16 protein-coding genes are annotated in these 18880 nt (G+C 43.8%); 4 read left to right on the top strand and 12 right to left on the bottom strand.

Translation table 11 applies throughout. The annotated features are described in order from the left end of the window. Window positions 1–31 precede the first annotated feature (31 nt). Window positions 32–1405: a PepSY-associated TM helix domain-containing protein gene (locus LVY74_RS03560; protein WP_237813868.1), complete on the bottom strand. Its 1374-nt coding sequence runs from the start codon at window positions 1403–1405 to the stop codon at window positions 32–34. A 96-nt stretch (window positions 1406–1501) separates the two neighbouring features. Here LVY74_RS03560 and LVY74_RS03555 point away from each other — a divergent pair, with 96 nt between their 5' ends. Both LVY74_RS03555 and LVY74_RS03550 read left to right on the top strand, forming a co-directional pair. Next, window positions 1502–1903, top strand: coding sequence for a DUF2946 domain-containing protein (locus tag LVY74_RS03555; protein WP_237813867.1), 402 nt, complete (start codon window positions 1502–1504; stop codon window positions 1901–1903). A gap of 62 nt (window positions 1904–1965) precedes the next feature. Then, window positions 1966–4068 (top strand): TonB-dependent receptor, encoded by a 2103-nt coding sequence (locus LVY74_RS03550; protein WP_237813866.1) that lies wholly within the window; start codon window positions 1966–1968, stop codon window positions 4066–4068. Between the two features lie 52 nt (window positions 4069–4120). On the opposite strand, the gene LVY74_RS03545 is transcribed toward LVY74_RS03550, so the two are convergent. The 7 genes from LVY74_RS03545 to LVY74_RS03515 all read right to left on the bottom strand — a co-directional run bounded on the left by LVY74_RS03545 (window position 4121) and on the right by LVY74_RS03515 (window position 9615). Beyond that, window positions 4121–5164, bottom strand: coding sequence for a dipeptidase (locus LVY74_RS03545; protein WP_237813865.1), 1044 nt, complete (start codon window positions 5162–5164; stop codon window positions 4121–4123). Beyond that, entirely contained in the window at window positions 5161–6312 is a 1152-nt protein-coding gene (gene pqqE / locus LVY74_RS03540; RefSeq protein ID WP_237813864.1) for a pyrroloquinoline quinone biosynthesis protein PqqE, read from the bottom strand. The genes LVY74_RS03545 and pqqE overlap by 4 nt, the downstream gene beginning before the upstream one ends. Further along, window positions 6305–6583: a pyrroloquinoline quinone biosynthesis peptide chaperone PqqD gene (pqqD, locus tag LVY74_RS03535; RefSeq protein WP_237814100.1), complete on the bottom strand. Its 279-nt coding sequence runs from the start codon at window positions 6581–6583 to the stop codon at window positions 6305–6307. Before pqqD ends, pqqE begins: the two co-directional genes overlap by 8 nt. A gap of 8 nt (window positions 6584–6591) precedes the next feature. Beyond that, window positions 6592–7350, bottom strand: a complete 759-nt coding sequence (pqqC, locus tag LVY74_RS03530) for a pyrroloquinoline-quinone synthase PqqC (RefSeq protein WP_151709197.1) — start codon at window positions 7348–7350, stop codon at window positions 6592–6594. A 9-nt stretch (window positions 7351–7359) separates the two neighbouring features. Then, window positions 7360–8271 carry a pyrroloquinoline quinone biosynthesis protein PqqB gene (gene pqqB, locus LVY74_RS03525; RefSeq protein ID WP_237813863.1) on the bottom strand — a complete coding sequence of 304 codons (912 nt, stop codon included), beginning with the start codon at window positions 8269–8271 and terminating at the stop codon, window positions 7360–7362. 72 nt (window positions 8272–8343) lie between these two features. Further along, window positions 8344–8418, bottom strand: coding sequence for a pyrroloquinoline quinone precursor peptide PqqA (gene pqqA, locus LVY74_RS03520; protein WP_111892195.1), 75 nt, complete (start codon window positions 8416–8418; stop codon window positions 8344–8346). Between the two features lie 210 nt (window positions 8419–8628). After that, entirely contained in the window at window positions 8629–9615 is a 987-nt protein-coding gene (locus LVY74_RS03515) for an ion transporter (RefSeq protein ID WP_237813862.1), read from the bottom strand. Between the two features lie 152 nt (window positions 9616–9767). On the opposite strand from LVY74_RS03515, the gene rbsK reads away from it, so the two are divergent. After that, window positions 9768–10700, top strand: a complete 933-nt coding sequence (rbsK, locus tag LVY74_RS03510; protein WP_237813861.1) for a ribokinase — start codon at window positions 9768–9770, stop codon at window positions 10698–10700. A gap of 209 nt (window positions 10701–10909) precedes the next feature. Next, the gene (locus tag LVY74_RS03505) at window positions 10910–11395 is read left to right on the top strand and encodes an Lrp/AsnC family transcriptional regulator (RefSeq protein WP_237813860.1); all 486 of its coding nucleotides are present in this window, start codon (window positions 10910–10912) and stop codon (window positions 11393–11395) included. Window positions 11396–11441: 46 nt separating this feature from the next. On the opposite strand, the gene LVY74_RS03500 is transcribed toward LVY74_RS03505, so the two are convergent. The 4 genes from LVY74_RS03500 to rbbA form a co-directional block, all read right to left on the bottom strand. Beyond that, entirely contained in the window at window positions 11442–13280 is a 1839-nt protein-coding gene (locus LVY74_RS03500; protein WP_237813859.1) for an autotransporter outer membrane beta-barrel domain-containing protein, read from the bottom strand. Between the two features lie 219 nt (window positions 13281–13499). Then, complete coding sequence (locus tag LVY74_RS03495; protein ID WP_237813858.1) at window positions 13500–14957, bottom strand: efflux transporter outer membrane subunit; 1458 nt, start codon at window positions 14955–14957, stop codon at window positions 13500–13502. 16 nt (window positions 14958–14973) lie between these two features. Continuing rightward, complete coding sequence (locus LVY74_RS03490; RefSeq protein WP_237813857.1) at window positions 14974–16098, bottom strand: ABC transporter permease; 1125 nt, start codon at window positions 16096–16098, stop codon at window positions 14974–14976. Between the two features lies 1 nt (window position 16099). Further along, entirely contained in the window at window positions 16100–18868 is a 2769-nt protein-coding gene (rbbA, locus tag LVY74_RS03485; RefSeq protein WP_237813856.1) for a ribosome-associated ATPase/putative transporter RbbA, read from the bottom strand. Window positions 18869–18880 lie beyond the last annotated feature (12 nt).

The raw sequence follows: 18880 nt of genomic DNA, 5'->3' as shown, positions 1-18880 counted from the left end.
CAATGCATCATTCAAATTGGCAGGTTGATATTTAGTCCACCGCACCCTGTGGCTTTCTGAGATTCAACATCCACAATATGATCTGTAATACCAAAATACTTAAAACCCAGACAGGCATTAAAAAATAAAGCACCGCTAAAACCAGTAAACTGACCCCACGCTGTACGACATTGGCAGACTGCCACAAACGTATCACCTGACGATTGAGATGCTGCAAGGTTGAACGTGCCTGTGCATAGCTCCACCACGCCCGATAAGCAAAAACCACCAACCCCAAAATCAAAGCACCACTGAGTACCAACACCAGTTGATTGACCCAGCCAAATAGCACCCCAATATGGGCATCAACGCCCCAACGGGTCAACTTGGCAGACAGTGGGAATTTGGCAAACTCGATCTGATCGACCACTTTCTGTTGCTGCATATCCACCGCAATCGCATCGACTTGTACAGGCCAACGATGATGCATTTCTTCAATCGTCCATGCCTTGTCACTGCTATAGCTCGGTTTAATTTGCAAATATTCTGAAGTCAGCCCATTTTGCTGTGCCAGTTTTTCAATGATGTCAAAATTTTTCAAAATCAGCGGCTGCTGCTGAACTGACATCGGCATCGACATGTGATGTTCTGCATGAGCGTCCATCGGCATAGACATCGACATGGGGCTGAGTTGAGTATTTAGAGTGGGCGTATCGCTGTTTGCCAAATGTCGCAGTTTGGCAATATTCGCCCCTGCCCAGTTTGACCATGTCAGCCCTGTAGCTGAAAAAAACAGCAGCATTGGAAATACACTTAAACCTATCCACGCATGCCAGCGCAAGTTCTTTTGTCGCGCATGTGCTGTGCTGACTTTCATCTGCTGACGCTTTCGATACCACTGCCATAATCCAGTCAACGCAAAAATCCCGAGCCAACTGGCTGCCAGCTCACTGTAGGCACGCCCAAATGTACCCAATAGCAAGTTGCGATGTAAGTTATCTAAAAAGGTACGAATTGGCAGCACACCACTGGTGCCATACACAGGTAATTGTCCTTGTACGGCAAGCGTATACGGATTAATAAAAACAGCATGGCTATGCTCAGGGTCGTTCGGATCGAGATACAAAACCCGCGTGGTCGCATCGGGTTGCGGTGCAGGACGTACAGCCGTAATGATTGCTTGTTTTGGTAAAACCTTTTGTGCAGCAGCCACTTGCAAACTTAATGCTTGTTCTGACTGGGACAGATCATGTACAGCAAAGAGCTGCTTTTGATACACTGCATGTTCAATCTGTGGGGTCAGTGCATAAAGCAAACCTGTCAATGCAGCAATAAAAATAAACGGCGCAACCAACACTCCTAGCTGGACATGCAAGACATGTAGCAATTGATTGGAAAAGTGAGTTTGCGATGAATTTTTCTGCATAAAACAGCCCAGAACCTTCAAAAATAGGCTGCATCTTATCAATCTTATGCTACGCTGTGCATCTTTTTTGGGGAATGCTGAAACTTGGATTAAGTCATGCGGCGTTATGGTTTGTTTTTCGGCTTGATGGCACTTTTGCTGCAAAACCTTGTGTTTTGGCAAGTCGCTATGCCTAAAAGCATGCAAAACAACATGATTTGTGAACAGATTAGCGTTGCACTTGAACAAAGCGGCATGTCCATGTCACAGATGAATATGTCTGCGGCTGAGCATTCCCAAATGCAAAAACAACATGACAAAATGTTGCAGCATTGTCACTTTTGCGAGTTATTCCATCACCTCTCGCCAATCACTGAGCCGAGCTTAACGCTCATCGAAGACAAAATTCTGGTTCGCCTGATCGTCTTCGCAGCGCTCAGCTATGTGTTTTTCTATCTACGTCGTTTATTTCTCTGCCCTCAAGGTCGAGCACCGCCTTTCGCCTTCAACTTTGCATAGTTTTGTTTAAGCGAATTTTATTCGCACACCCTTATTTTGCTTTTGTTGAAAGGCTCTTTGTTATGCCAAATCATTTTTTATTGCACCCTTTAACTTGGGGAATTCTTGCTGCATCTATTTCTGCAACGGCTTATGCTGCTGATCAGGTGAGTGACTCAACCACCGTTTCAGATTTACCGACTATTACAGTTTCTGCCGAAAAACAGGATGAACGCCATTTGTCCTCTCAGGCCATCACCCAGTTCAAACACAACTTGCTTGAAGTGCCCTTTACCAAATCGCATGTTTCTGAAAAAGATATTCAAAACTACAACATCCAGCGGGTCAGCGATGCACTGGCTTTGGTGAATGGCGTGATGTATCAGGACAGTTATGGTGGTGGATTTTGGGATAACTATTCATTTCGTGGCTTTAGCACCGACCCGAATATGGGCACGATGTACATGCGTAACGGTTTGAGTTCTCTGAGTGGGATTCATGCGCCCCGAGATATGGTCAACATCCAGTCGATTGATTTTCTCAAAGGGCCGATGGCAGCCATGTATGGGCAAGGTGCAATTGGCGGAATCATGAACATCACCACCAAACAGCCTGAGTGGCAACCTAAAACCGAAGTTTCTGTCAGTGGCAGTACCGAAGAGCAGTATCGTGGTTCAATCGATACCACAGGTGCCATCAATGATGCACTTGCCTACCGCTTAGGTGTGGCGTATGAAAATAATCAAAGTTTCCGCGATCATGTGGACAATCAACACGATTACATTGCGCCACAACTGGCATGGAAAATCTCCGATCAGACCCAGCTCAATCTCGATACCGAATTTGCAAATTATCGCGGTGTGTTTGACCGTGGCATTCCCATGGTCAACGGTCAGTTTGGGAACATTCACAGTTTTTACGGTGAACCCAGCGATGGCGATATCAAGATTAAAGATCAAATGGTTCAGCTTCGCCTCAATCATCAATTTAATGACAATTGGGACAGTACCACTGCACTGAGCTATGAACACGGCGAACGTGAAGGTACATCGACTGAAATTTCATCGATCAGTAGTAATGGTTTAACAGCCAACCGTTTCCGCCGCTATCGACATTTTGAAACTGACACCACCCAGTTTCAGCAGATTTTACGTGGAAAATTCAGTACAGGTTCGATTCGCCATGAAGTCGTTGCCAACGTTGAAGCAGGTCACTACACCATTGACCAGTTACAGTTAAGAAGTGCATCTGGGGCAAGTAGTCCGATTAACATTGCCAATCCTGCCTATGGTCAGACGATTTTACCGCTGACCCGTACCACCAAATACAGCCAAGAAACCCAAGACATGTTGGGACTCAACCTGCAAGATCAGATCTTCCTGAATGATCAATGGAATGTGGTGTTAGGTGGGCGCTATAACCGTTTACAGCAACAGATTGATGATTACCGCACAGGGATTTCTGCCAAACAAACCTTTACTCCATTTACCCCACGCGCTGCAATTAATTATCAACCGACTGAAAAATGGTCGTTATATAGCAACTGGGGCAAATCCTTTGAACTCAATACAGGTTTAGACAAGAACAATCAACTCTATGCCCCTGAAAAAACCGAGAGCTGGGAAATCGGCACGAAATATCAGTTCTTGCCAAAAAGCTGGTTGGGACTGACGTATTTTAATCTGGATAAGCACCATTTGCTGACTGAAGGCATTAGCGACAGTTATGTCGATAGTGGGCATGTACAAAGTCACGGGCTCGAAGTCGAATTGCAGCATCAACTCACCGAAAATTTACGGATTAACGCGAACTATACGCTGACCCATGCTTCAGTGATTGAAAGTGAAGTTGATGTCAAAGGTGCACGTCTGAAAAATATTCCAAAACATACCGCGAACCTATCAGCAGATTATCAGTTCCATATTGCAGATTACCCTGCGGGACTGGTGGGAAATATCAACTACTTTGGAAAACGCAGCGCGAATTACATCGATAATGGCACAAGCTTACCTTCATTTACTGTAGTGAATGTCGGTGGTTATCTCTTGCCGCGTCCAGATGTTCGGGTGCAGCTCAATATCAGCAACCTGTTTAACCGCACCTATTATGTGTCGAGTTATACCAATTACTGGGTTCAACCGGGTGAGCCTTTAAAAGCAACACTCACTTTAAACTGGACATTCTAAGTTTTGGGTTTGCACGCCATCTTGATGGTGGCGTGTATCTGAATGACTTAGGCTATTTACCCCAAATTCGTTCCAAGGTATTGAGCCAGTTTTCTCGACATAACTGATGAATCAGATGTTCAGAATAACCACGCTGCTGCATGCGTTGCACAATCTTTGGCAAACCTGTCACATCTTCAAGTTCCTGACTGATAAAACCACCATCAAAGTCTGAACCAAAGCCCACGTGTGCTTCTCCGACATGTGCTATCAAGTATTCAATATGATCTAAAATCACATCAAGCGAAGTCTCGCGATTACGCTGACCATCCTCACGTAAAAATACGGTATCGAAATTCACCCCGATCATGCCTTGCGTTTCCTGAAAGGCTTTCAATTGATGATCGGTCAAATTACGTGCTTGTGGACATAAGGTATGGGCATTGGAATGCGTAGCGACCAGCGGCTGGTGCAACAGTTCTGCCGTATCCCAAAAGGCACGTTCGTTCATATGCGATACATCCACCAGCATGCGCAGTTCAGCACAGCGCTTCACCAACTGTTTACCTAACTCAGTCAGCCCTGCACCTGTGTTGGGTGAATGTGGAAATGCTGCTTTTAAGCCATGTCCAAACAAACTGGGGCGATTCCATAGCGGACCAATACTGCGCAAACCCGCTTGATAAAACACATCTAACAATTCAAGATCTTCGGCAATTGCTTCTGCACCTTCCAGATGCAGCACCACTGCCAATTTCTGCTGTTCAATAAACTGACGAATTTCTGTCACACGGGTACAGAGTTTCACCTGCTGCCGAGAATCTGCAACAATCTCTTGTAAAATTGCCAGTTGCTTCAAACAAATGTTTTGCATGTCCTGCTGGCTAAACTGATCAGCCTGCGGATTAGCCAGTTTATGAGGTGTATGCTGCTGTACATATTCAAATGGCGGTACAAACATGGCAAACAAGCCACCTGCAAAACCTGCCATTTGGCAACGCTGCAAATCCATTTCCCCTGTAAGGCGTTGTTGTAAAAATGCCTGAGCAGGGTTGGGTAAATCGCTCAACCATAAGCGTGTCAGCACGTCATTGTGCCCATCAAACACCAAACTCATGATGATTTACCCTCAAGTTGTTGCACTTGGATTCGGGTTAATTTTTTAGAATTGCGCGGATTTCTAAATTGCAGTTGCTCAAAAGTCAGCGGTTGCTCGCTTTCAGCCCGTGCCTGTTCAATCAAATGATGCTGTGACGATTTTCCACAGACTGGATCAGGCTGACTGGCATCCCCTGTCAGCATAAAGGCTTGGCAACGGCAGCCACCATAATCTTTGCCTTTTTCATCACAACTTCGACACGGTTCTGGCATCCACGCATCGCCACGAAATGTGTTAAAACCTTTGGATTGATACCAAATCTCTGACAAGCTTTGCTCTCGGACATTCGGAAACTGAATCGGTAACTGACGTGCAGCATGACATGGCAATGCTGTGCCATCGGGTGCAACAGTCAGGAAGATTTTGCCCCAACCATTCATACAGGCTTTGGGACGTTCCTCATAATAATCGGGCACCACAAAAATCAATTTGCAAGGATGGTTTTGCTGTTTGAGTTTGGCACGGTATTCATTGGTAATTCGTTCTGCACGAACCAGTTGTTCTTTGGTCGGCAACAATCCCTGACGATTTAAAAATGCCCAACCATAAAACTGACAAATCGCCAATTCCACTGTATCGGCTTCAAGCTCAATACACAGTTCAATAATTTTATCAATCTGATCAATATTATGCCGATGAATCACAAAGTTCAGCACCATCGGATAATTATACTGCTTGACCAAACGGCTCATGGCATATTTCTGCTCAAAAGCATGTTTGGAACCTGCCAAGGCATTATTCACCGTTGGATCACTAGCTTGGAAACTGACCTGAATATGATCTAGCCCCGCCTGTTTCAGCGCGGCAATCCGTTCTTCAGTCAGTCCCATACCCGAAGTGATCAGGTTGGTATAAAACCCAAGCTGATGCGCATGCTGAACCAGTTGTTCCAAGTCCTGACGTACCAAAGGCTCACCGCCCGAAAACCCCAATTGCACCGCCCCCATCTGACGTGCCTGATCAAACACCCGACACCATTCGTCAGTGCTGAGTTCTTGCTGATACGCAGCATAATCCAGTGGATTGGAACAATACGGGCATTGTAACGGGCAGCGATAAGTCAGCTCTGCCAACAGCCAAAGTGGTAAGCCAACACCCTCAGCCATGCAGGTCAATCCAGTGTTGTTGCTGTGCCACCAGCATATAATCCACCACGTCCTGCTCAATTTCCGCAATATCACCAAACTGCTGTTTCAGTGCAGTCACAATGTCTGCCACTGAACGCTGTCCATCGATCTGCTGTCCAATCGCGGCGGCACTGCCATTGAGTGTGATCATTCCCTCAGGGTACAAAATCACATGGGCATTTTGTGCCGCTTCAAACTGGAAGCGGTAGCCTTGTCGCCATGCAGGCACTTGCGCTAAGTCAAAATCCATTTTTTCACTCACTTAAACAATCCTGTATGCCAAACGCGTTGTTCAGTCACACTATGATATGGGGCTTGATTGTGTACATAGGCCAAGGTCAATGCATCTAAAATCGTCCATAAAATGTCGAGTTTAAATTGCAAAATTTCCAGCATACGTTGCTGTTCAGCATAGCTGGTAAATGATTCAAGGGTAATGCTCATCCCATGTTCTACGTCACGGCGTGCCTGACTCAAACGGGAACGGAAATATTCATAGCCTTGGTCATTAATCCACGGATAATGCTGTGGCCAAGAATCCAGACGTGACTGGTGAATTTGCGGTGCAAACAACTCGGTTAATGAACTACTGGCCGCTTCACGCCACGGCGCACGACGGGCAAAGTTGACATAGGCATCTACAGCAAAACGCACGCCTGGCAGTACCAGTTCTTCAGACATGACTTGTTCACGGGTCAAGCCCACAGCTTCCGCCAAGCGCAACCATGCTTCACGCCCGCCGCCATCAGGAAAAATACCATCCTGATCAATCATGCGCTGAATCCATTCCTGACGCACGCGCTGGTCAGGGCAATTCGCCATAATCGCTGCATCTTTCAGAGGAATATTAATCTGATAATAATAACGGTTCGCCACCCACGCCTGAATTTGCTGCTGCGTGGCTTTGCCTTCATACATCATCACATGAAACGGGTGATAAATATGGTAATAACGCCCTTTATCTAAAATCGCCTGCTTGAACTGTTCAGGGCTCATTGCCTGTGTTTGCTCTGTCATTATTATCCCTTAAAGTTCAATCTGCATGCCGTCAAATGCCACTTCCACACCATGCGCCTGTAACTCGGCACATTCGGCAGATGCTTCATTTAAAATCGGATTGGTATTGTTAATGTGGATATACACCTTGCGCGGTTTGTCGAGCTGATCCAGATAAGACAACGAACCACCTTCGCCACCAATATATAAATGCCCCATTTCACGCCCAGTTTTTTGACCGACGCCACATTGCTGCATTTCATCATCTGCCCACAATGTTCCATCAATCATCACGCAATCCGACGCTGCCATAATCTGCATGATCTCGTCACTGATTTTTCCAAGCCCTGGGGCATAGAACAGTTGTTTTTGGGTTTTAAGATCACGAACAATCAGTGCGATATTGTCTCCATCATGCGGATCATGACGATGTGGAGAATACGGCGGCGCAGCACTGCGAATAATCAGCGGTTGGAATTCCAATTGATCAAAGCCAGTAATTTGAAAAGCTTGTTTTGGATCAATCAGATGATGCTGCAAACCGCCATTCCAGTGTTTCAGCATATTAAAAATCGGAAAACCAGTGGTCAGGTCTTGATGCACCATTTCGGTACACCACACATCCATCGGGCAACCTTCACGCAAGGTTAAGAGCCCTGTGGTGTGATCGAGTTGACTGTCCATCAATACGACACTACGAATTCCTGTATCACGCAATTTACGTGCAGGTTGTGCCGCTTTAAAATCAAAAAGTTGCTGACGAATGTCAGGAGAAGCATTACACAAAATCCAGTCAACTCCATTTTCGGAAATGGCAATTGAAGACTGAGTACGCGGTTTAGCCTGAATCGTTCCTTGGCGTAAGCCCGAGCAGTTGGCACAGTTACAGTTCCACTGTGGGAAACCACCACCTGCTGCTGATCCTAATACATGAATATACATAATTTTTAACTTTTACAAAGAGATAAGCCCTAGTAAATCTAGGGCTTATAAATTGACTATAAACAGCGAGGCTTAGCGCGCTTCAAAATACATAGTCACTTCAAAACCAATACGGATATCAGTATAAGCAGGTTTAGTCCATTGCATTGCAATTCCTCCAGATAGTATTTTTTGCAAGACTGCTTAGTCTTTAGCAAAACTTTATAAAAGACTAAGGTCGCATTGTAACGAAAATTTTTCAAGGTGCAAATTGGCGAAAACTATACTTGTTGTAATCTCATGCATATAGATACAAAATAGTACAAAAGCAGATTAATTTTCATATGATGATAATATTAAGTAAAAATTAAGCTAATCTTAATCATGCAATTTTTCACCACAATGTGGACAATATTTATAATGTTTTAATTGTTGTTCTTTTTCTTCAAGGATTTGTTCTCGAATAAGTTGCATCTGAATTTCATGAATCTGCTCTTTTCTTAACCCTACTGTACGCCCAATTTTTTGTATTTGTTTTTCATCATTTACCAAATCCAAATCTTTTTCGATAATCAGTTCGCGAAATTCCTGTTCAAGGCGTTGCTTACGCACGTTCAGCTCATTGGCCAAACCTGTTGCTAAAATACCTGCGGGTAAAGCCGCAAGTCCCACCCCGAGTACCATAATCACCGAACCAAGCAATTTTCCTGCGTTGGTCACAGGAGTGACATCGCCATATCCAACGGTGGTTAAAGTCACAACTGCCCACCACATGGCCTGTGGAATCGAGCCAAATACCTGTGGCTGAGCATGATGTTCAAAGGCATAAACACCTCCTGCTGCCAGTACAATCATAATGATTAAAATAAAGATGACCGCCTGAAATGAACCTTTCTCACGCTCAATAACATTCAACAAAATTTGTAATGACACAAAATAACGGGTCAATTTCAGTAACCGCAGTAAGCGCAAGATTCGTAAATAGCTCAAATCCATATGCACAAAAAAGTTGAGATATGCAGGGAAAATTGCAATAAAATCAACGATAGCTGCACCACTTAACAACCAGCGACAGCGCTGTTTCCATGCAGGTGTTTCCGTATCTTCTTCGACCACGCTCCATAGTCTTAGCAAATATTCAAACGTGAACACTGCAATTGAAATATGTTCAAAGCGATCAAAATAAACCGCGTGTGCCAAATAAACATGATCAATAGACTCAACCAAAACCGCCGAAACATTGGCAATAATCATGATAATCAGCAAATAGTTAAAATAACGGCTTGCAGGAGTATCATAATCAGAATTATGAAGCACATCATAGCAATAGCGACGTGTACGACGATAGTAAGCTGAAACTGCCATGGCAAAGGCACGAAAAAGTAAAATTCGATATTAACAAATTCCATATAAACTTTGAGGAATTTTCTCTGTGCAGCAACCATCGTCTAGGTTCATCTTCACCCACCCCTCAAAATCTTTTATGCTGTCAGCAATAATTCGTTGTGAGCCTATATATGACAAATAACAATAAACAGCTCGTAGTTCTTGGCAGTATCAATGTCGATCATATTTTAAATGTCCCTGCTTTTCCCCAAGCAGGACAAACCATTACTGGACAGCATTATCAGTTGGCTTTTGGTGGCAAAGGTGCAAATCAGGCGGTTGCCGCCAGTCGAAGTGGTGCGAACACAGCTTTTATTGCCTGTTTAGGCAGTGATGCTATTGCCGATGATATTTTGATGCAATTCACTCAAGATGGAATCAACCTCCAATCTGTTCATAAAGTTCCTGAGCAGACCACAGGTGTTGCGCTGATTTTTGTCAATCGTGAAGCTGAAAACTGTATTGGAATTTATGCAGGTGCAAATGCCTTTTTAGACAAAAGTTATGTGAAGAAACATGCGAATCAGATTCGTCAAGCAGATGCATTGTTGTTGCAACTCGAAACGCCTTTAGACAGTTTGCTTGAAGCTGTAAAAATTGCCAAGGCAGCAGGTAAAATGGTGGTGCTCAACCCTGCGCCTGCACAGACGTTATCTACCGATTTTTTACAACAGATTGACCTCATCACCCCCAATGAAACGGAAGCTTCACAGCTCACAGGCATACAGGTCAAAGACCTTTCAAGTGCTGAACAGGCAGCGCAAATCCTTCATGACAAAGGTATCTTAAATGTCATGATTACTTTAGGTGAGCATGGTGTTTGGCTCAGTCAAAATAGGCAAGGTCAACACATTCCTGCATTTAAAGTTCATGCAGTTGATACCACAGGCGCGGGTGATACCTTTAATGGTGCATTAATGACCGCACTCCTTGAAGGTCAGGGTTTCATCGATGCCTGTTATTTTGCCAGTGCAGCAGCAGCCTTAGCCGTAACCAAAGCAGGCGCACAGCCTTCGATTCCTTGGCGAGCAGAGATTGAAAAATTTCTGATAAATTTTAAATAAATATAACAAAATGCCCCTGTTCAGGTACCCTTCCCATACAGGGGCATTTTGTCAATCAAAGCCATTACCCAAGTGACTCTGACCTTATGTATTCAGTGTATAACCGATGAATCACAAATGTTGCCCGATTTTTTGGTTTTTTCTTGATTCAGCAAAATAAAAATAAAGTATATTGGTATTTTTAAGATGATTCTTCCGTAGTTTAATTCATGAACAGTACAGAATACACACTTGACCAGATTGACCGAAAAATTTTATCTGCATTACGTTCCAATGGACGTTTAACCGTTGCACAGCTTTCAGAAGTTGTTGGTTTATCCTCCTCCCCATGTTGGACGCGCTTAAAGCGACTGGAAACACTGAAAATTATTGATGGCTATACCGCAAACATCAATCCTAAAGCGATTGGGATCAATGAACTGTTTTTTATTGAAATTACTTTGGAACGGCATGACGATGAAATTCTAGAACAGTTTAGTCAGGCACTCGCGGATATTCCTGAAGTGATCGAAGCACATTTGGTGACAGGTGATTATGATTATCTAATTAAAGTTGCTGTTAAAAATGCCGAGCACTATGAAAAATTTCTTAGAAAAAAATTGTATTCGATTAAGGGGATTCGGCATACCCGTTCTATTTTTGCACTGCGTCCGCTTAAACTGGAAAATACTGCGGATCTGATGCTGATTGATTAGCAAAAAGAGCCATATCAAGGTGGCTCTTTTTCCATCAACTTACACATCAAAATGAATACTTCATCCCAACATTGACACCAAAATCTTCAGCCTGATTGTTGGCAAACTCACCATTGGCACTTGCCCATGCTGCAAGATTTGCTGAATACTGTGTCGTTAAACCTAGGCTTGCACTTCCCCAGTTTTTATCAGGAGTATAACCTGAAAGTACAAAACTTCCGCCCATACTATTAAGACCCGCACGAATACTATGTGAGTCAGCTTGATTATCATGATTCCAAGCCACCTCAGCAAATGGCGATACAACAACATCACGGTATTTCCAATCACCTTTTAAACGCCAGCCTGCACTGGTTACAAATGAATCGCGTTGTTGTTCACCAAACCACATGGCTGTACTGTCTGTACCATGCTCAGCAAAATCATTGACTTTAATGGTTTGCCATTCTAAATGAACAAATGGCCCTGTTTTCAAATCATTGAAGTTAAACCACCATCCACCATCTAAGCCACCGCCCACATGGTAGCCCTGTGCATCGGCTGTTTCGGTACGCTCTGCTGTACCTAACTGTAAACGGCGTTTAATATCCGTAAAATGCAAACTGCCTGCATTGGCAAAGCCACCAATATAAGCATTATCTTTATGATAAATACCGTATCCTAAACCACTGACATCAAATAGTTTATAATTACCTTGACTCGAAAAATTACCATTTTGCTGATTCAGGCTCATCGCAACGCCTGCTGAAAAATTCGGGGTAATTTGAGTATCTGAACCCACCATGAAGTTCACATTATTATTACTCAGTTGTGGTGAGCTGTCAGATGCTTTGAGTTTTTGATGATTATAATCCAGATTAAAAAATACCCGTGTATCTCCGCCATCTACATCGGTCAGCATTTCATTCTTAACTGTTCGATACTGCGCTTTGGTGATCGCAAGGGGTACTTCTGACAATAAAGACATCTGACCTGGTGCAGCAAGCTCCGCCAGTACAGCTTGAGCTAATAAGCGATGAGTTGCCGTCGTTGGGTGTACCCCGTCTGCAAACAGATAGCTTTCATCTGTGCCTGCAGCATAGGTATAAGTTGCCCCCGAACCCGCAGGTCCACAAGCAACCGAAGATGAACCTAAACCACAAGCTTCATTGGTTACATTACTAAAGCCATAAGCACTTGGATTAGCAACCACTTCATTGAGTAACCCATACACATTGACAGGAACAATATTAAGCCCTGATGAGCTTAAACTGTCTAAACCATTGCTTAAATTATAATTATACAATTGAGATAACTGCGTCAGATAACCTGCAACCGTTGTTCCTTGCTCTAATGCAGAGGGCGTTAAACCCATATTTGGCAAGTTATAGACCACAACATAATTTGCACCCGCCTGTTGCAGCGAAGACAGTAAAGAGAGTTCCGTCGTTGCAGCTGTGGTTGTGCCTGTCACTAACTGAGCTTGAGTAATGCCTGAAGTTTGGATCAGACCAAAAATATCATTCGCTCCACCCCATACTTGATATAGAGTATTGGCATCGGCTGTTCCACCTGTTGAACTCAGATATTGAAGTAACTGCTGCTGTAAAGTTGGAATACCACTATATAAGCTATTCACAACTCCCGAGCCACCCCACGCATAGTTCGTTCCACCGAGTAATGAGGGAGATGTGGTTGTTCCTACTCCCTCAGCCACCAACTCTGCCGCTGTCTGTCCCGGATTGGTGGTGTAGCGTGCTTGAGTTCCTGCGGTATATAAGGCAATGTTACCACCATCACTTAGGCTATCTCCAAAAATAACCACATTATTAAAACTGGTTGCCTGTGCTTGTGTCGCACTCAGCCACATAAGGCTTGTGGTTGCAAGCCATAGTAATTTTTTCATACGCATATTCAATCCCCTGAACCCTGATCGTTCTTCCTGTTATTGTCTGAACTGTGCCGATAACCTACTTATTGTATAGTAGATTTGAATTCATATTCAGATATATTCTCTTTGTTTTATCTATCATTTTCTTTGATATGACCAGTCAAAAAAGAGGGCTTGATATCCAAAAACATCAAGCCCTCTTGAAAATAGAAAATTCACCGAACAAAACTTCGCTTACTCCATTTCTGGCTGCCAGCCTCCACCTAGCGCTTTATATAAACTGAGTAGATTACTGGCTTCTGCCAAATGTCCTTGTACCAAGCGATCTTGCAAGTCTTGAGCATTGATTCTTGCAAGTAAGACTTTATCTAAAGTCAGATTGCCAAATTTAAACAACTGATTGGCTTGTTTAACTTGGGTATTGGCTTGAGCTGTCGCTTGACTCAAATACTGGTTTTGCTGAAACAAACTGCTTTGTAATTGGTAGGCACTGTTTACTTCCGCCAAAGACTTCAGTAATAACTGATCATAATGTGCCAATAACGCTTGAGTCTGCGCCTCATGTGCTTCAATATTGCGCTGAATTCGTCCAGAAGTAAAAATCGGCAGGCTTACACCTGCACTCACTAAACCTGCAAAACCTTGCAGTTCTGAGCGATCACTATCCAGTCGAATTTGTCCCATTTGCCCTAAGAACTCCAACTTAAAGCGTGGCAATAAATCGGCTTTGGCACTGGCGATCTGTGCGCTAGAGGCTTGTAATAAAGCATATTGCTGACGTAAATCGGGTCGGCGATTGAGTACACTCAGCGGCGTTTCTCCCTGAGGACGTGCAGGAAGATGCTGAAGAATATCTATCGAATGAGCGAGATGAAACTGCTGTGGGTCTTGTCCTGTTAATACCGCAATATTGCGTTGATACGCGTCTGCCTGTGCCTGTAAAGTGGCTAATTGTGCCTGTAAGCTTTGCTTTTTAATCTCAACATCATGCACATCATAGGCTGTTACTTGCCCTGCCTTAAAGCGCCCATCAATATAACGCTGCAGCTCAGACAAACTTTGAATGGTTTGTTGTCCAATCTGTATTCTTTTCTGTAAACCTCTAACTTTTAAATAATTTTCAGCAATATCACTGGCAATCAACATTTGCGCAGCATATCCCTGCTGCATCACGGCAACACTGGCATATTGGGCAGCATCAGCATCACTGCGTTTTCCTCCAAAAAAATCAGGTTCCCAACTTGCAGCTAATCCGACATGTTCACTGTAGCCAGTGGCTTTTAATTGATCTTGAGTTAACGTGCTTGCACCAACTGTTGAAAGCAGCGTTTGTGTTTGCTGACTCAGTGGATTATCCAATTGGAGATGATGTGCTTCAGCACCTGCGGACAGAGCCACACTTGGACCTAAATTTGCCAAAGCCAAAGCAGCATTGGCACGTGCCGCCTGTAAATTGGCACGCGCTGCTGCCAAATCATGATTATTTTTTAAGCCCTGCTCAATCAACTGCGTCAATACAGGGTCATGCCACGTCAACCACCAGCGTGATAAATCGGTATGCTCAGGAGTGACTGGAGCGACTTGCTGAAACTGTGCGGGTACGGCAACACTGGAGTTCAATTTAACTTGTACTGGACTACATGCGGCTAAAACCAAACTACTCATTAACCCTAGCAAAAATGATTTTTGCATTTTTATTCTCCGTAATTTAGCCTTGACTGGCCAGCATGGAGCGAAAGCGTTTCAATGCAAATATTAAAAACGCTGCGCCCATGACACTCATGACCAATAATTTTTTCCAAACGATTGCAAAGCCTGCATCTCGAAACAGTACTTCTTGTCCAAACTGCATATATAAGGTTACAGGCGAATAAAAAGTAATGTTTTGAATCCAGTCTGGCATACTTTCAATCGGTGATTCAGAACCTGATAGCAGACGTGCCACCATATAAATCGGTAGACAGAGCAACCCAAATTGCGGCATTGTTGGCGCAACGGTTGCCAGACAAATTCCCAAAGAAGACACTGAAAATAAGTAAATTGCTGTGCCTAGCACATATAAGCCTATCGAACCATGAATAGGTACAGCCAAAGCCCAATGCACAACCAACCATAATGACAGCAATGTAGACAAGGTAATCACCAAGCCATTGGTCACGATTTTAGACATCACAATTTCACTGGCATGTACAGGCATAACCAGTAAATGCTCAATCGTGCCATGTTCTTTTTCACGAATAACCGCTGCCCCAACCAAAATCATGGCGAGTAAGGTAATATTGTTCAGGACTTGTGCTACCCCTGTGTACCAGTGGGTTTGCGTATTGGGATTAAATAAAACTTGGACAACAGGTGTCAGTGGCAATAAATCTGAAGGGGACTGCTGTTTAAAATCATTCACTTCATTTTGCACAATCTGATTCAGATAAGTTGTCCCCACCCCCGCTTGAGTCACTGCGGTTGCATCGGCAAGGACTTGAATCGAAACCTCACGATTGGCCATCACATCCCGTTCAAAATTGCTTGGAATGGTCAGTACAAAAACATAGTCGCCTTTATCCATCGCCTGATCAACCTGATCGGGTGAAATCATCACAGGGGTTTTAAAATAAGGCGCTTGTAAAGCATCTCGAATCCGAAATGACAACTGTGAATGGTCTTCATCAATGATCGCCACTGAAGCATTACGAACTTCTGTGGTAATGCCCGTTGCTACGGTATATACCGCAACTGAAAGAAACACCACAATCAGCCCTAGCAAAGTTACATCGCCTAACAAGCTTTTAAGCTCTTTAAGACTCAATACCCAAACATTTTTTAGCCAACGTAACATGTTACTGCTCCTGCTTTTTCAGAATCAGTCCTGCAACAAACACATACAGCACGGCAAAACCAAATAAAATCAGGTAGTATGGAATGAAACTCTGAAAACTCAGCCCTTTGGTAAAACCACCAAGGCTAATCAGTTGGAACCATGCAGTTGGAAATCCCCAGCCAATCCATGCCTTGATGCCTGTCAGGGTCGAGAGTGGATAAAAAAGACCTGAAAAATTTAACGCAGGAATCATCGACAAAATTGCTGAACCAAAAATGGCTGCCACTTGTGATTTCACAAAACTAGAAATAAGTAGTCCAAATGATGTTGCGGCACAAATTAAAGCAAAAGCTCCTAATGCCATAGCAAAGAAATTACCACGCACAGGGACACCCAAAACCACAACAGCCAGCCACACCAAAAGAAAATAGCTACACATCGCAACCGCAATATAAGGCAACTGTTTCCCAATCAAAAACTGCCGTACCGATGCAGGTGAAGTATATAAATTGGTGATTGAACCAATTTCACGTTCACGCACTACGCCCAAAGCGGTCATCATCACAGGAATAAGCATGGTTGCTAGCATGATCATGCCCGGAGCAATCGCATAAATACTTTTAAAATCCTGATTATAAACATAGCGTGGTTGCAACTGTACCGAAGTTACCTGATTCAGTGGATAACCACTCGCGGTCAATTTATCGCTTAAATAACGGGTTAAAATACCTAAAATAAAACCTTTGGTATTTTCTGCAATAAAAGGCAATGATCCATCAATATAAAATCCGACTTCAGGCTTTTCTCCACGTAATAACTGTTGTCCAAAATGCGCAGGAATATCAATCACCAAGCGAGCTTCAGAACTTTGCAAGCTATAATCAATCTGATCGCTACTTTGCAAATTCTTGGTAAAACTAAAATAACTCGATGCCGAGAAATTTTGAATTAACTCGCGACTTTCGATGGTTTGATCGCGGTCAAGCACAGCAAACTTGATTTTTTTGACATCAAAAGACACGCCATAAGCTGCCGCCATCATTAAAATCACGGGGCCGATCAAAGCAAAAAACAAACGGATCTTGTCGCGAAACAGCTCCTTGCCCTCGCGAACAGCAAAAGTCCAAATGGTTGCAAACCAATACAGCCAGCCTTGTACCTGAGCAGACTGAAAAACTGCCAAGTGGGATAAATCCGCCAAATCATGTGCTTCTGCTTCAGCTTCGACAGCTTGGGGAGTTGGCTGCTGTTCCTGAGATGCCGCTTGCAAATAAGCAATAAAGGCTTCTTCCAAGTCGGAGGTCTGTTGCTGCTGACAAAGCTGTTCAGGAGAACCCACTGCCAGTACTCGCCCTCGATGCATAAATGAAATGCGGTCACAACGTGCCGCTTCATTCATAAAATGGGTTGAGACAAAAATGGTAATCCGATCATCTCTTGATAAACGTAACAAATGCCGCCAGAACATGTCACGAGCTGCGGGGTCAACCCCTGAGGTCGGTTCATCTAAGATTAAAACTTCTGGATGATGCAAACACGCGGCTGCTAACTGCAAACGCTGGCGCATTCCCAAAGAAATTTCATTGGGTTTGCTTTGAGCAATGCTACCTAAATCAAATTCTTCTAGAGCCTGATCGACACGCTGAGTGATTTGATGTTCAGCCATGCGGTACAACTGAGCATGCAACACTAAATTTTGTCGGACGCTCAACTCCTCATATAGGGAAAATGCCTGTGACATATAGCCCACACGTAAACGAGTCTGCATATCACTGGTTTCAATCTGCGTTCCCAACAGTTTGGCTGTTCCTTCTGTCGCCTCCAGTAGACCTGTCAGCATTTTCATGGTGGTTGATTTACCACATCCATTTGAACCCAAAAAGCCAAAAATCTCACCACGTTCAATGGTGAAATTGACATGATCAACTGCGGTAAACTCACCAAAACTTTTAGTTAAATTAACCGCTTCAATCGCAGGTGGAGAATTTTCATCTTTCACAAAAGGCGTTAGCTGCAACCCATGTCCATCTGTTCGTTTCTGCTCAGGCAACAAGTGAATATACGCCTGTTCCAAATTGTGACTTTGAGTCTGTTGCAATACTTGCTGAGTAGGTGCACTGGCGATTAACTGTCCATCATCCATTGCCAATAAATATTCAAAGCGCTCTGCTTCATCAATATAGGCGGTGGAAACCAAGACTGTCATGCCCTGATTTTCTTGCCGCAAGCTATCCACCAAACTCCAAAACTGACGACGCGACAAAGGATCGACCCCTGTGGTCGGTTCATCTAAAATCAACAGTTCAGGCTGATGCACCAATGCACAGCACAAGCTGAGTTTTTGCTTCATGCCTCCTGACAGCTTACCTGCGGCACGGGTTGCAAATGGTGCTAGACCTGTCGCATTCAAAAGACGTTGAATATGTGCCTGACGTTGCTCACGTGCCAAACCAAATAAACGTGCATGAAAATCGACATTTTCATAAACCGATAATGTTGGATAAAGGTTATGTCCCAAACCTTGTGGCATAAATGCCACTTTATGAGAGGCCAACTGGCGTTGTTTTTTCTTGGACAGATCATAATCCAAGACCTTTACAGCCCCTGACTGGATGGTTTTAACCCCAGCAATCAGACTCAGTAAAGTTGATTTTCCAACACCATCGGGGCCAATTAAGCCAACTGTAACACCGCGTGGCAAACGCAGACTCACCGCGTTTAATGCACACACTCGACCATAATGATGCGAAACAGCATCCAACCATACCGCGACTTGTTGCTCTGACATAAAAGTGTCCTC

Origin of the sequence: Acinetobacter sp. ME22 (assembly GCF_022012315.1) — a bacterium.
GTDB lineage: Bacteria > Pseudomonadota > Gammaproteobacteria > Pseudomonadales > Moraxellaceae > Acinetobacter > Acinetobacter brisouii_A.
This window is presented reverse-complemented; position numbering and strand designations above follow the sequence as displayed.

What these genes read in the sequence shown, in the direction of transcription:
- LVY74_RS03545 (WP_237813865.1), bottom strand. Translation starts at nt 5,164, where the DNA reads ATGAGTTTGGTGTTTGATGGGCACAATGACGTGCTGACACGCTTATGG.
- pqqC (WP_151709197.1), bottom strand. Translation starts at nt 7,350, where the DNA reads ATGACAGAGCAAACACAGGCAATGAGCCCTGAACAGTTCAAGCAGGCG.
- LVY74_RS03500 (WP_237813859.1), bottom strand. Translation starts at nt 13,280, where the DNA reads ATGAAAAAATTACTATGGCTTGCAACCACAAGCCTTATGTGGCTGAGT.
- rbsK (WP_237813861.1), top strand. Translation starts at nt 9,768, where the DNA reads ATGACAAATAACAATAAACAGCTCGTAGTTCTTGGCAGTATCAATGTC.
- LVY74_RS03550 (WP_237813866.1), top strand. Translation starts at nt 1,966, where the DNA reads ATGCCAAATCATTTTTTATTGCACCCTTTAACTTGGGGAATTCTTGCT.
- pqqB (WP_237813863.1), bottom strand. Translation starts at nt 8,271, where the DNA reads ATGTATATTCATGTATTAGGATCAGCAGCAGGTGGTGGTTTCCCACAG.
- LVY74_RS03560 (WP_237813868.1), bottom strand. Translation starts at nt 1,405, where the DNA reads ATGCAGAAAAATTCATCGCAAACTCACTTTTCCAATCAATTGCTACAT.
- pqqE (WP_237813864.1), bottom strand. Translation starts at nt 6,312, where the DNA reads ATGGCTGAGGGTGTTGGCTTACCACTTTGGCTGTTGGCAGAGCTGACT.
- rbbA (WP_237813856.1), bottom strand. Translation starts at nt 18,868, where the DNA reads ATGTCAGAGCAACAAGTCGCGGTATGGTTGGATGCTGTTTCGCATCAT.
- LVY74_RS03515 (WP_237813862.1), bottom strand. Translation starts at nt 9,615, where the DNA reads ATGGCAGTTTCAGCTTACTATCGTCGTACACGTCGCTATTGCTATGAT.
- LVY74_RS03555 (WP_237813867.1), top strand. Translation starts at nt 1,502, where the DNA reads ATGCGGCGTTATGGTTTGTTTTTCGGCTTGATGGCACTTTTGCTGCAA.
- LVY74_RS03495 (WP_237813858.1), bottom strand. Translation starts at nt 14,957, where the DNA reads ATGCAAAAATCATTTTTGCTAGGGTTAATGAGTAGTTTGGTTTTAGCC.
- LVY74_RS03505 (WP_237813860.1), top strand. Translation starts at nt 10,910, where the DNA reads ATGAACAGTACAGAATACACACTTGACCAGATTGACCGAAAAATTTTA.
- LVY74_RS03490 (WP_237813857.1), bottom strand. Translation starts at nt 16,098, where the DNA reads ATGTTACGTTGGCTAAAAAATGTTTGGGTATTGAGTCTTAAAGAGCTT.
- pqqD (WP_237814100.1), bottom strand. Translation starts at nt 6,583, where the DNA reads ATGGATTTTGACTTAGCGCAAGTGCCTGCATGGCGACAAGGCTACCGC.